Below are 12,348 nucleotides of genomic sequence, written 5' to 3'. Positions count from 1 at the left end.
TGGTGATCGAGGGGACGCAACACGCCGTTCCGGCATGTACCGCAACGGCGTGTTGCGTCCCGCAGTTCGGTGACGGTCAGCTCTTGACGTTGAGCAGAGCGTCGATCTTCTTGTCGTACTCCTGCGCCAGCGCCTTCAGGTCGGCGGCGTCGCGGATCTTGGAGAAGAACTCCTCCATCACGTTCCCCGCCTCGACCGAAGCCCAGCCGGGAGCGGCCGGGGTCAGCTTGGAGTTCGACGCCGACTCGATCAGGGCCTTCGCGAACTGGTCGTTCCCGAGCGACGACGTGTACTTCGCGTTCGCAGGTCCCAGGCCGTTCTTGCCGAGCAGCTCCTGGTACTGCTTCGAGAAGATGATCTTCAGCAGGGTCTTCGACAGACCCGGCTCCTTCGTCTTCGCGGAGATGCCGATGTTGGAGCCGCCCGCGAACACCGGGGCGGGCTTGCCGTCGTTGCCGGGGAGGACGAACGTGCCGAACGTGGCGTCGTTCCAGGTGCGGGTCGGCTTGCCGTCCGCGCCCTTCCCGAGGTCGCCGATCGACCAGTGCGCCCATCCCGGAGCCATGATGGTGGCGGCTGCGAGGGAGGTGTCACCGGTCTTGTTGCCGCTCGCGTCCAGCGTCTGGTCGGTGTCGTTCAGGTAGATGTACTGGTTCGAGTCCTTGGCGTCGTTGGGTGCCTTGGATGCGTTCTTGTACAGGTCCTGGAGCTGCTGCAAGCCCTTGAGCGAGTCGTCGGACTCGAGGGTCGCGACCCACTTGCCGCCCTGCTTCTTGGCGATGTCGCCGCCGTTCGCGAAGATCCAGGAGATGCCGTCACGCCAGTCCTGGCCACCGAGGAAGAAGCCGGAGAAGTTGGCGATGCCCTTCGGGTTCTTGGCCGTGATCTGCGCAACGTCGGTGTTGAACTGGTCCAGTGTGGTCGGGACGCTGACTCCGGCCGCCTGGTAGACGTCCTTGCGGTAGAACATGTACCGCGAGCCGAAGTAGTAAGGCAGCGTGTAGTTCTTGCCGTCCACCTTCCCCGCCTCGACGAACGACGGGAGCAGGTCGCTTCCGCCGAGGTCCTTGTACATGTCCGAGATGTCGAGGAACGCCCCCACATTGGTGAAGGTCGGCGACTGGGTGTTGCCCATCTCCGTCACGTCCGGCGTGTTGTTCGCGTCGGGCAGGGCGGTGGTGAGCTTGGTGACGATGTCGCCCCAGTCCTGCTGCTCGATCTTCAGGGTCGCCCCGGTCTCCTTGTGGAACTCGGTCTTCAGGTAGCTCCGCAGCGCATCCGGTGTGTCGGAGCCGACCAGCCACAGCGTGACCGTCTTCCCCTTGCCGTCGGTGCTGGCTCCGGTGGATCCGCCCGAGGCGCATCCGGCGAGCACGAGAGCGGAAGCCGTAGCCACAGCGGCGAGGCCGACGAGCTTTCTCTTCATTGCACTGTCCTTTCGTGAGTGTCGGTGTGGCGCTTGCTCACACCGTCGGTGCAGGGGTCGTCTTCGGGTGATGCTGTGTCATGAGACCCCGAGTCGTCCGGAGAGGACGAGTACGGCCGCGCCGCGGAGGACGATGTCCTGCCCCTGCGTGGTCATCCGGAGGGACAGGTCGGCGTGGTTCTGCGCCATCGTCCGGTTCCGGAGCGTGTGGACGGTCGCCTCGGCGAGGGGACCGTCGAGGAGTCCGGTCGGGCCGCTGAGCACGATCTCCGACAGGTTGAGGGCGCCGACGACCGGCGCGAGCGCGATTCCGAGGCGCTGGCCAGCCTCGCGCAGGAGGGGCGTCGCGTCGGCCCCCGCAGCCTCGGCCTCGCGGATGCCGCGCTGCAGCTGCGGGACGCTGAGCCAGTGCTCGAGCACCTGATCCCGGTCGTACGTCGTCTCGAGCCCCCGATCGGTGCCGACCATGACCTGCCCGATCTCTCCTGCGGCGAAATGGCTGCCGTAGACGAGCGCCCCGGCGACGAGCAGGCCGGCACCGATGCCGTGCCCGACGCGGATGAGCATCATGTCACCCGCCGCGCCGCCGTAGGTGTGCTCGGCGAGCGCCGCGGCGTTGGCGTCGTTCGCGACGAGGACCGGCAGCCCGGTGCGAGCGGCCAGCCTCCGCTGCAACGGGACGGCCTCCCAGCCCAGGTTCGGAGCCGTGAGGATGGTGCCGCTCAGGTCGACGACACCGGGTGACCCGATGCCGATGCCGAGGATGGGAGCGGTCGCAGCGGCGACGAGGCGGTCGACGAGAGCCTCCACCTTGGTGGTGGCGGCCTCGCCGGTCGCCGCGGCAGCCGAGCCGTCGGCGAGCAGCTCCTCGGCGCGGGCGAGGATGCGGCCGTCCAGATCCATCACCACGCCGCGGAAGCGGTCGTGGTCGCTGAGGTCGACGCCGACGATCTGGTGCGCCGTCCGGTCGATGTCGAGGAGCACCGCCGGCTTGCCCGGGCGGACCGACTCGCGCTGACCGAGCTCGATCACGAGCCCTTCGGTGAGCAGCTCGGCGACCAGGTCGGACACGGTCACGCGGGTCAGGCCCGTCTCGCGCGCGAGGTCGGCCCGGCTGCGCCGACCCGACCGGTAGAGCGTCTGGAGGACGAGCGACCGATTGTGGCTGCGCGCGTGCTCCGGGAGCACTTTGGCGCGGGGCCGCAGAGCGCGGCCGGGGGCCAGCCCTCCGGCGCTTCCCTGCACCTCGGTCGTTGTCATGTTTGTTAGTAAAGCTTACGAACAAATGAAGCGCAAGACCCAGTTTCGCGGCGTGACCCGGGTCGTCGGAGCACATTCGTCACGAATCACGGCTTGAATCGTGCCAAAGCGCACATTCGTCACGAATGTTGAGCCAGCCGTCGAGGAACGGCCGGGGCCCCGTGTCCGCGCTCCCTGACGACGTCCGCACGGGGATACAGGGAGCGCGGGCACCAGGCCCCGTCCGGAGGTCAGACCGGGACGCGCACCAGGGCTGCGATCGCTCCCCCGACGAACGAGTCGCCCAGCCCGATCGTCGTGGGCGATGCGACGTCGCTGAGGTCGAGCGCGGGGACCACCACGAAGGGACCGCGCGCCGGGAGCGCGCGAGCCATCGCGACGCCGCTGGCGTTGCGCCGGCCGGTCTCGGCGAGCCGTTCGACCTCAGCCCTCGTGATGCCGTCGCCGAGCGCGTAGCGGGCACCGGAGACGGCGACGCCCCCCTCGACGACTGCCCGCAGCCGCTCCGCGTCCTCGCCGAAGGCCAGCGCGTAGAGACGGGTGTGCAGGATGATCGCGGGCACGCCCAGTCGGAGGGCGAGCTCCCGCACGGCCGCATCCACCGCATCCACGTCGAGCAGGTCGACCGGCCGGCCGACCGCCGTCATCAGCTCGTCCTCGTTGAGGCTGAACACATCCAGCACCGGCGCGAGAGCAGCGTGCACCTCGGTCGCGAACGCGGGCACGTGGTATCCGCCGTCCTCGTACAGGACCACCGCCCCGGCCGGAAGGGCACGTACGGCCGACCGCAGCTCGGACAGCCGCGCCTCCAGGATGTCGCGCTCCTGGATCGAGTTGAGGCCGGAGATCAGGAAGACCCGGGCCGAAGCGAGCGCCTCCGGCAGGCGGTCGCTGAGCACGAGCACCGCATTCGGGATGTCGCACGGATAGATCAGCCGGTTGGCCGCGGGCGCGACGATCTCCTCCTCCGCCATCCGGATCCGTGCCCCCGCCGGGAACTGCACGATCAGGTGCGGGTCGGTGGAGTCGTGGTCCGCGCTGCAGAGGTAGTCGACGTCCGCAGGGAGGAGCCGGCGCACATCGTCGTCGATCGAGACGAGATGGACGGTGCTCCCGATTCCCAGCGCACTCATCGCCAGCGCCGCGCGGACGGGTGTTCCGCCGAGCGTCGTACGGTAGCCGAAGCGTCCGGCGAAGGCCTCGATGACCTCCGTCGACTCCACGAAGTGCTCGCCACCGGTTCCGGCCGCGAGATGGTGGAGCACGGAGAGGACCAGCGCGCGCTCCGAGTCGATCGCCGGCGGCGGCGACGCGGGAAGGGAGGCGATCCCGAGCTCGGAGGCCGCCGACTCGAGCGCGCCGGCATCCCAGTGCAGCTCGAAGTCGATCGTGCCCCCGAGCCCGAGAACCGCATCCCCCGCCATCAGCCGACCAGCACGCCCTGCTCGCGCTCGGCGAGCGTCGCGTCGACCAGGCCGTCCGCGTACAGGTGGGCCTTCCCGGCAGCGCCGAACAGATCGATCTTCTCCGCCGCGACCTTCTGCATCGCGAGAACCGCCGGCGGCTCGATCAGGTTCGGCTCGCGCAGGTCGCGATCTGCGAGCACGGCCCGCATCTCGTCGAAGTAGGCGACCTTGATGTCGCTGGAGATGTTGATCTTGTTGATGCCGAGAGTCACCGCCTGCGCGATCTCCGAGTCCGGGTTGTTCGAACCGCCGTGCAGCACCAGCGGGATGCCGACGACCCGCTTGATCTCGGTGAGGAGGTCGAGCCGGAGCTCGGGCTTCAGCGTCGACGGGTAGATGCCGTGCCGCGTCCCGATCGCCACCGCGAGGCTGTCCACGCCCGTGCGCTCCACGAACTCGGCCGCCTGCGCGGGCTCGGTATAGATGATGTCGTCCGTGCCTGCCTCGGCCTGGTCGTCCGTCTTGCCGATCGTGCCGAGCTCGCCCTCGACCGACAGCCCGACCGCGTGCGCGGCCTCCACGACCCGCCGCGTCAGCGCCACATTCTCCTCGAACGGGAGCATCGAGCCGTCGATCATGACCGAGGTGAAGCCGATCCTGATCGCCGTGAGGATCTCGTCGTAGGCCCCGCCGTGATCCCAGTGGATGGCGACCGGCACCGACGAGCGGTGAGCGCGTTCGCGAAGGGCCACGATCACATCCTGGCCGATGTGCGCGACCTCGTCGGGGTGGATCGCGAGGATCCACGGCGCGCCCTTCCGCTCGCAGACCTCGAAGAGGCCGTTGCTCATCGCGTAGTCGCTCACATTGAACGCGGGAACCGCGAAGTTGTGGGCGTCGGCCACGGCGAGCAGGTCTTTTCCATCGATCAACACGTTGGTTCTCCTTGATTCTGTTGGTTCGGTTCAGGGCTTGCCGGCGTCAGGACTTCACGGCGCCGGCCGCGAGGCCGCCGATGAAGTAGCGCTGGAAGATGAGGAAGAGGACGAGCACCGGGATCGAGCCCAGGATGCTCATCGCCATGACCTCGTTCCACAGGTAGTTGTTCTGCCCCATCAGCAGTTGGATGCCGACGGGCACCGTCCGGCGGTCGTCGGTCTGCGTGAGGGTGAGGGCGAAGAGGTATTCGTTCCACGAGATCATGAAGGTGTAGAGGCCGACGGAGACCATCCCCGGCACGGACACCGGCACGAGGATGCGCCACAGGATCGACCGGGAGCTCGCCCCATCCACCTTCGCCGCCTCATCCAGCTCGCGCGGCAGGCTGTTGAAGTACGCGGTCATCATGATCACCGCGTAGGGCAGGGTGAACACGACGTAGGTGATGATCAGGCCCTGGTAGGTGTTGTAGAGGCCGAGGCCGACCATGATCCCGAAGAACGGGATCAGCAGGGTGATCGGCGGCACCGCCTGGACCCCGATGATGACGACGTTCAGGATGCGCTTCAGCGGGAACTCGAAGCGGCTGAAGACGTAGCCGGTCAGCACGGCGACGACCAGGGTCACCAGCGTGACCGACAGCGCGACGATGTAGCTGTTGACGAAGTAGCCGATCTCGACCGGATTGCTGAGGACCGCGAGGTAGGGCGCGAACGAGAACGAGCCGTCGAACAGCTTCGGCGGGTAGGCGAAGATGTTGGCGTTCGACTTGAACGAGCTCGACAGCATCCAGAGCACGGGGAATCCGGCGAACAGCGCGCCGGCGGTGAGAGCGGCGTACAGGCCGATGCGTGCCGAGACGCGACGGCGGGCGGAACGCGAGGCGAGCAGGCTCATCAGCGCTCCTCCTTCCTCTGGCGGCGGACGTAGAAGATGGCGACGATGAGGGAGGCGGCGAGCACCAGCACCGCACTCGTCGAGGCGAGCGAGAACTGGTAGCTGTTGAACGCCAGCTTGTACGTGTACGTGCTGAGCATCTCGGTCGCGCCGAGCGGGCCGCCGCCGGTCGTCGCCCAGATCAGGGTGAACTGCTGCGTGGTCCAGAGCAGGTCGAGCAGCGCCATGCTGTAGAGGATGGGCTTGAGTCCCGGCAGGGTGACGCTGACGAACTGCCGGAGCGGGCCGGCGCCGTCCACGCGCGCCGCCTCGTACAGGTCGGAGGGGATGCCCTGGAGGCCTGCCAGCAGGCTGATCATGAAGAACGGGTAGCCGGACCAGATGTTGATCGCCGTCACGGCTATCAGCGCCGTCTGCGGCAGCCCCAGCCACGGCACGGACTCGTGGATGACGCCCAGACTCTCCAGCAGGTAGTTGATGACGCCGCTCGGGTCGAGGAGAAGCCGCCACAGCACAGCGACGACGGAGGCGGTGAAGATCCACGGGAGGATGTAGATCGCTCGGAAGATCGCCCGCGGCACCTTCGCCATGGTCTTCGAGTTGAGCATCAGGGCGAAGAGGACGCCGATCACCATGTGGGCGGCGACGCTCACGACCGTGAAGACCAGGGTGTTGGCCGCAGCGCCCCAGAACGCCGGGGAGCTGAGGACGGTGAGGTAGTTGCCGAGGCCGACGAACTTCGGCGACGGGTTCGTGATCGTGTTGTCCATCAGCGAATAGCCGATGACGATCACGATCGGGACGACCATCAGGCCGACGATCAGCAGCACCGTCGGGCTGATCAGGAGGTAGGGCTCCACACGCGCGCCGAGGGGGCGGTGGTGCCTACGCTTCGGGGCGGGCGGCGCCGGGACCGCTTCATCGCGGGGCGGGGCCGGGGTCAGCAGATTCGTGGTCATGTCCTCTCCCTCCCGCCGGCCGCGCATCCTGTCGGGGATGCGCGACCGGCGGCGGGTCTGATCGCTGGCGTTCGGTCTGATCGCTGGCAGCGGACCTGGCCGCTGGCAGTGGGTCAGCGGGAAGCTAGAACTGCTGCTTCCAGGCGCTCTGCACGTTCGAGAGCATCTGACTCGTGGACTCCTGCCCATCGGCCGACTTCTGGAACTCCGTCAGGAAGTCCGTCATCAGCTGGTTGGCGGAGGGGAGGCCGGTGAACTCGTTGACCGGCTTGCTCTGCTTGTAGATCTCGAAGGCCTGCTGGAAGTGCGGGTCCGCTCCCGACAGGTCGGGTGTCGCCGTCTTGTTGCCGGGGAACCCGTTGGCGAGGGTCGACAGCTTCGCGTTGGCCTTCTCCCCCATCAGGTACTGGACGAGCTTCCACGCCTCCGCCGGGTGCTTCGACTTCGCCGAGATCCCGATGCCCCAGGAGGCGGTGAGGATGCCGCGCTCGCCGGAGTAGCCGTCCTTCGCGGGCTGAGCCGACACACTGAACTTCAGACCGGCGTTGCCCTTGGTGATCGTGGTGATGTGGGCGAGGGAGTCGACCATCATGCCGACGCGTCCGTTGATGAAGTTCTCGACCTTGTCGGTCTCCTGGAGGGCGTTCGCGCCGGGCAGCACCGCGTTGGCGCTGATCAGGCTCTTGACCAGGTCGACCGCCCCGGAGACGTCGGAGTTGCCGGTCAGGTCCGGCTTGCCGTCCTTCAGCATGCTGCCGCCGGACGCCCACGCCCAGGAGAGGATGTCGTTCTGCACGCCGTTCGGGTTGGTGGTGCCCAGCGGGACCACCCATCCCTTCGCGGCTCCCGACGCACTGATCTTCTTGGCGTCGTCGGCGAACTCCGACCAGGTCGACGGCGGCTTCGCGATGCCGGCCTTCTGCAGGATCGCGTCGTTGGTGAACAGCGGGTACACGAAGTTGACCACGGGGATCATGTACGTGGATCCGCTGTAGCCCACCTGGCTGGCGAGGTCCTTCGGGTCATAGGACGCCTTCTTCATGGCGTCGCTGAGGTTGAGGATCGCTCCCTGCTTGTACAGCGGGTTCACCCAGGCGCCGTCGAGGCCGACGACATCGGGCAGCGTCCCGGATGCGGCCTGGGAGATCGTCTGGGTCTGGAGGGACTGGAACGGCGCGCTGATCAGCTTCACCGAGATCTTCGGGTTCTGCTTCTCGAAGTCGTCGATCAATCCCTGAAGGGCGCCGGTGGGCATCTCCGGCGCCCACCACTGCGAGAAGGTCAACTGGACCTTGCCGTTCGCGTCGCCGCCCGACGTGCCTGCGCAGCCGGCCATGGCGATCAGCGCGGCGGTCGCGACCGCGACGGCCGTCGTGGTGCGAGCGAGCCGGCGTGACCGGCCCCGAGCATCGTTGCTCATCGTTCTCCTATCCGAGGGCATTCGAGCTTTTGCTTGAATTTGCTTGAAATTACCGATTTGTGCGGACTGATGCGATTTTACGCATGGCTCTGCGGGGAATGCAAGGGTTTTGACTCTTGACACGCAGATTTCGGCTTAAAGCTGGCACAAACGCGCAAACCCTGTTACGAATGTTCTGTGGTCAAGCGAATGTCATCAGCGTCGGGACGACTGCCTGCGGGCCGGAAGGCCGAGCTGGTGGCGTTCGTCTCGCAGGCGGAACAGGTCACGGTCTCCGAGCTGGCCGAGCGCTTCGACGTGTCGCCCGACACCGTGCGCCGCGATCTCCAGCAACTCCACCAGGAGGGCCTCGTCGTACGCACGCACGGCGGCGCGGTCAGCGTGGACGCCGTCGCGGGCGTGGAGAAGAAGCTGGATGTGCGCCTCCAGCTGCACACAGAGGAGAAGGACCGGATCGGCGCCCTCGCCGCGACGCTCGTCAGCAGCAACTCCGTGCTGATGATCAACGCCGGCACCACGACTCTTGCCGCCGTGCGCCACCTCGGCGACCGCCGCGACCTGACCATCGCCACGAACAACCTCCGCATCGCCACCGAGATCTCGCCCAAGATCGTGCGGGAGCTGTACTTCTTCGGCGGCACCGTCCGGCTGATCGGACAGGCGACCGTGGGACCTGTGAGCCTGCAGCTGCAGGGCGGGCGGGACCTCCAGCTGCGCTGCGACCTGGCACTCATCTCCGTCGGCGCCGTCTCCGCCGAGGGCGGCTACACCACGAGCAACCTGGCAGAGGCGGTCATGATGGGCGAGATGATGGAGCGGGCGACCCGGGTGGCCGTGCTCGCCGACTCGTCCAAGTTCACGGAGCCGCTCTTCGCCCAGATCGCCGGACTCGACCGCGCCGACTACCTCGTCACGGACGCCGAGCCTCCCGCAGAACTGGCCGAAGCGCTGGCGCACGCCGGCGTGGAGGTCCTGGTCGCCGACTCGACGTCCTCCGCTCGCTAGGCCGCACCCCGCGCGACATTCGTCACGAATGTCGCGCTGAGCCGCGTATCGGGGCACATTCGTGACGAATGTCGCGCTGAGCCGCGTGTGGGTGCACATTCGTCACGAATGTCGCGCGTGCCCGCTGGGCCGCTGGCCGAACGGATGGAGGACACGCCGCGTCACGCTATACCTGCAGTTCACTCTCATGCGATTGACTGAGCGCGCCTCACCCAAACACGTGTCTTGGAAAGGACCCATCGTGACGACACCCCAGTACCCGACCGCTCCGCCTGCCTCCGCAGGCGAGACCCCGCTCTGGGCGCCGCTCTACGGCGCTTCCTTCGGCCAGTCCATCCAGCGCTACTTCAAGAAGTATGCGGACTTCACCGGCCGCGCCAGCCGCAGCGAGTACTGGTGGTGGTTCCTCGCGTACTTCATCGTCATCATCGTGCTCGAGGTCCTGCTCTTCACCATCGGCACCGCGGGCACGACCGTGAACGAGGACGGAACCATGACCCCCGGCCCGCTCTACTGGCTCCCCATCCTGCTGCTCATCGTCTGGTCCCTCGCCACGATCGTCCCGCAGCTCGCCCTGACCTGGCGTCGCCTGCACGACGCCAACCTCGCCGGGCCGTTCTTCTTCCTCGGCTTCATCCCGTTCGTGGGCGGCATCATCGTGCTCGTCCTCACGCTGCTCCCGCCGAAGCCGGAGGGCGCCCGCTTCGACCGTCCGCGCGCCTAGCGGATCGATCGCACCAGCGACGAAGAGGCCCCGCGGACATCGTCCCCGGGGCCTCTTTCGTGCGTCTCGCGAGTGCGTCAGGCCACGCGAGCCTTCAGGTTGTCGCTGATCGCCTCGAGGAACTCCTCGGTGGTGAGGAACTTCTGCTCGGGGCCGACCAGGAGCGCGAGGTCCTTCGTCATCTTGCCCTGCTCGACCGTCTTCACCACGACGTCCTCGAGGGTGTGTGTGAAGTCGATCAGGTCCTGGTTGCCGTCGAGCTTGCCGCGGTGCGCGAGGCCGCGCGTCCAGGCGAAGATCGAGGCGATCGGGTTGGTGGAGGTCGGCTTGCCCTGCTGGTACTGGCGGTAGTGACGGGTCACCGTGCCGTGCGCCGCCTCCGCCTCGACGACCGAGCCGTCCGGGGTGGTCAGCACCGAGGTCATCAGGCCGAGCGAGCCGAAGCCCTGTGCGACCGTGTCGGACTGGACATCGCCGTCGTAGTTCTTGCAGGCCCAGACGTACCCGCCCTCCCACTTGAGGCTCGAGGCGACCATGTCGTCGATCAGGCGGTGCTCGTACGTGAGGCCGGCAGCGTCGAACTTCTGCTTGTACTCGGTGTCGAAGACCTCCTGGAAGAGGTCCTTGAAGCGGCCGTCGTACGCCTTCAGGATGGTGTTCTTCGTCGACAGGTACACCGGGTACTGGCGGTCGAGGCCGTAGTTGAACGACGCGCGGGCGAAGTCGCGGATCGACTCGTCCTGGTTGTACATGGCCATCGCCACGCCGGCGCCCGGAGCCTGGTAGACCTCGAAGCTCTGCGCCTCGCCGCCGCCGTTCGGCTGGAAGCTGATGGTCAGCGTGCCCGGGCCGTCGAAGACAAAGTCGGTGGCGCGGTACTGGTCGCCGAAGGCGTGACGGCCGATGATGATCGGCTTGTTCCAGCCCGGGACCAGCCGCGGGATGTTGGAGATGATGATCGGCTCGCGGAAGACGACGCCTCCGAGGATGTTGCGGATCGTGCCGTTCGGGCTCTTCCACATCTTCTTGAGGCCGAACTCCTCGACGCGCGCCTCGTCGGGCGTGATCGTCGCGCACTTCACGCCGACGCCGTGCTTCTGGATGGCGTGGGCCGCGTCGATCGTGATCTGGTCGTCGGTCTCGTCGCGCTTCTGGATTCCGAGGTCGTAGTACTCGAGGTTCACATCGAGGTACGGGTGGATGAGGGAGTCTTTGATCGCCTTCCAGATGATGCGCGTCATCTCGTCGCCGTCGAGTTCGACGACCGTTCCGTCAACCTTGATCTTGTCCATGCTTCTCCTGGGGTGTCTGCCGTTTCAAGCCTCCGTCAGCTTACCCGAGTGCGACAACTATCTTGACATCGAGACAGTTTCTCTCGGGGAATCGTCGGCTGCGCGCGACTATGCCGCGGTCGCTCCCGCACGTTACCCTTTCGTCATGGCTGAGTTGAGACTGGAAGAGTTGAGTGCGCGGACCGTCGTGGCGGCGAACGCGCTGACACTGAAGCCGGGCCAGGAGCAGTTCATCGCTCCTGTGTCCTACTCGGCCGCGGCCGCGGTCGCCGATCCGAACACGTCGTGGCAGCGCGTCGTGCTCGACGGCGACGAGGTGGTCGGCTTCATCATGGGCAACTTCGACCCCAATGCGGAGCACGAGGAGTTCAAGGCGATCCTCTGGCGCATCAACGTCGACGCCGACGACCAGGGCCGCGGAATCGGCACGTTCGCCGTCCGCGCGCTCGCCGACGAGGCGCGGGCCCGCGGCCACCAGCGGCTCCATGTGATCTGGGAGTCCGGAGAGCTGGGTCCGGAGCAGTTCTTCCTGCGCAGCGGCTTCAAGCCGGTGGGCGAGACGCAGTACGGCGAGACGATCGGTGCCCTCGATCTCTGACCATCCGGACTCGTCCGACCGTCCGGACTCGTCCGACCGTCCGGATTCCTTCGTCGATCGGGTCCTCGAGGTCGTCGACGCCATCCCTCCCGGCCGGGTGATGACCTACGGGGACGTGGCGGCGACGCTCGGATCGCGCGCCGCGCGCATGGTCGGGCAGGTGATGGCGTTCTACGGCAGCGAAGTCCCCTGGTGGCGCGTCGTGCGAGCCGGCGGGCATCCACCCGTGAAGCACGAGCACCTCGCGCTGGAGCACTACCGGGCCGAAGGCACGCCCCTCCTCGGTGGCGCCCGCGCCGCCTACCGGATCGACATGCGCGCGGCACGGCTCAGCGGCCCGGTACTGTTCGAGGAGGCGGAACCGGATCCGGAACCGGAGCCGTCCGGGGAGAACGGCCGGAATCATCCCTCCGACCGATGAT

General features: G+C 67.2%; 12 protein-coding genes. 4 read left to right on the top strand and 8 right to left on the bottom strand.

Annotated features, from left to right (window positions below; all coding sequences use genetic code 11):
* Positions 1-76: 76 nt before the first annotated feature.
* The 7 genes from ACPYOG_RS03920 to ACPYOG_RS03890 form a co-directional block, all read right to left on the bottom strand.
* Positions 77-1,426: an extracellular solute-binding protein gene (locus ACPYOG_RS03920; RefSeq protein WP_481292952.1), complete on the bottom strand. Its 1,350-nt coding sequence runs from the start codon at positions 1,424-1,426 to the stop codon at positions 77-79.
* A gap of 78 nt (positions 1,427-1,504) precedes the next feature.
* On the bottom strand, positions 1,505-2,686 hold the full coding sequence (locus tag ACPYOG_RS03915) for an ROK family transcriptional regulator (protein WP_481292951.1): 1,182 nt from the start codon (positions 2,684-2,686) through the stop codon (positions 1,505-1,507).
* Positions 2,687-2,916: 230 nt separating this feature from the next.
* The gene (locus tag ACPYOG_RS03910; protein WP_481292950.1) at positions 2,917-4,110 is read right to left on the bottom strand and encodes an ADP-dependent glucokinase/phosphofructokinase; all 1,194 of its coding nucleotides are present in this window, start codon (positions 4,108-4,110) and stop codon (positions 2,917-2,919) included.
* Entirely contained in the window at positions 4,110-5,027 is a 918-nt protein-coding gene (locus ACPYOG_RS03905; RefSeq protein ID WP_481292949.1) for a ketose-bisphosphate aldolase, read from the bottom strand. Before ACPYOG_RS03905 ends, ACPYOG_RS03910 begins: the two co-directional genes overlap by 1 nt.
* Before the next feature lie 46 nt (positions 5,028-5,073).
* Positions 5,074-5,928, bottom strand: a complete 855-nt coding sequence (locus ACPYOG_RS03900) for a carbohydrate ABC transporter permease (protein WP_481292948.1) — start codon at positions 5,926-5,928, stop codon at positions 5,074-5,076.
* Positions 5,928-6,887, bottom strand: coding sequence for a carbohydrate ABC transporter permease (locus ACPYOG_RS03895; protein WP_481292947.1), 960 nt, complete (start codon positions 6,885-6,887; stop codon positions 5,928-5,930). The genes ACPYOG_RS03900 and ACPYOG_RS03895 overlap by 1 nt, the downstream gene beginning before the upstream one ends.
* Before the next feature lie 124 nt (positions 6,888-7,011).
* Positions 7,012-8,307 carry an ABC transporter substrate-binding protein gene (locus tag ACPYOG_RS03890; protein WP_481292946.1) on the bottom strand — a complete coding sequence of 432 codons (1,296 nt, stop codon included), beginning with the start codon at positions 8,305-8,307 and terminating at the stop codon, positions 7,012-7,014.
* A 189-nt stretch (positions 8,308-8,496) separates the two neighbouring features.
* On the opposite strand from ACPYOG_RS03890, the gene ACPYOG_RS03885 reads away from it, so the two are divergent.
* Together ACPYOG_RS03885 and ACPYOG_RS03880 are read left to right on the top strand one after the other, a co-directional pair.
* On the top strand, positions 8,497-9,312 hold the full coding sequence (locus ACPYOG_RS03885) for a DeoR/GlpR family DNA-binding transcription regulator (protein WP_481292945.1): 816 nt from the start codon (positions 8,497-8,499) through the stop codon (positions 9,310-9,312).
* Positions 9,313-9,553: 241 nt separating this feature from the next.
* Complete coding sequence (locus tag ACPYOG_RS03880; RefSeq protein WP_481292944.1) at positions 9,554-10,036, top strand: DUF805 domain-containing protein; 483 nt, start codon at positions 9,554-9,556, stop codon at positions 10,034-10,036.
* Between the two features lie 77 nt (positions 10,037-10,113).
* Here the strand turns inward: ACPYOG_RS03880 and ACPYOG_RS03875 are convergent, their stop codons facing one another.
* Positions 10,114-11,328, bottom strand: a complete 1,215-nt coding sequence (locus ACPYOG_RS03875; RefSeq protein WP_481292943.1) for an NADP-dependent isocitrate dehydrogenase — start codon at positions 11,326-11,328, stop codon at positions 10,114-10,116.
* Positions 11,329-11,473: 145 nt separating this feature from the next.
* Here ACPYOG_RS03875 and ACPYOG_RS03870 point away from each other — a divergent pair, with 145 nt between their 5' ends.
* On the top strand, positions 11,474-11,926 hold the full coding sequence (locus tag ACPYOG_RS03870; protein WP_090036031.1) for a GNAT family N-acetyltransferase: 453 nt from the start codon (positions 11,474-11,476) through the stop codon (positions 11,924-11,926).
* Entirely contained in the window at positions 11,910-12,347 is a 438-nt protein-coding gene (locus tag ACPYOG_RS03865; protein WP_481292942.1) for an MGMT family protein, read from the top strand. The genes ACPYOG_RS03870 and ACPYOG_RS03865 overlap by 17 nt, the downstream gene beginning before the upstream one ends.
* The last annotated feature ends 1 nt before the right edge of the window (position 12,348 follow it).

The organism is Leifsonia sp. HAY1-4F (assembly GCF_056755275.1).
This window is presented reverse-complemented; position numbering and strand designations above follow the sequence as displayed.

What these genes read in the sequence shown, in the direction of transcription:
- ACPYOG_RS03875 (WP_481292943.1), bottom strand. Translation starts at nt 11,328, where the DNA reads ATGGACAAGATCAAGGTTGACGGAACGGTCGTCGAACTCGACGGCGAC.
- ACPYOG_RS03885 (WP_481292945.1), top strand. Translation starts at nt 8,497, where the DNA reads ATGTCATCAGCGTCGGGACGACTGCCTGCGGGCCGGAAGGCCGAGCTG.
- ACPYOG_RS03870 (WP_090036031.1), top strand. Translation starts at nt 11,474, where the DNA reads ATGGCTGAGTTGAGACTGGAAGAGTTGAGTGCGCGGACCGTCGTGGCG.
- ACPYOG_RS03900 (WP_481292948.1), bottom strand. Translation starts at nt 5,928, where the DNA reads ATGAGCCTGCTCGCCTCGCGTTCCGCCCGCCGTCGCGTCTCGGCACGC.
- ACPYOG_RS03890 (WP_481292946.1), bottom strand. Translation starts at nt 8,307, where the DNA reads ATGAGCAACGATGCTCGGGGCCGGTCACGCCGGCTCGCTCGCACCACG.
- ACPYOG_RS03915 (WP_481292951.1), bottom strand. Translation starts at nt 2,686, where the DNA reads ATGACAACGACCGAGGTGCAGGGAAGCGCCGGAGGGCTGGCCCCCGGC.
- ACPYOG_RS03895 (WP_481292947.1), bottom strand. Translation starts at nt 6,887, where the DNA reads ATGACCACGAATCTGCTGACCCCGGCCCCGCCCCGCGATGAAGCGGTC.
- ACPYOG_RS03920 (WP_481292952.1), bottom strand. Translation starts at nt 1,426, where the DNA reads ATGAAGAGAAAGCTCGTCGGCCTCGCCGCTGTGGCTACGGCTTCCGCT.
- ACPYOG_RS03910 (WP_481292950.1), bottom strand. Translation starts at nt 4,110, where the DNA reads ATGGCGGGGGATGCGGTTCTCGGGCTCGGGGGCACGATCGACTTCGAG.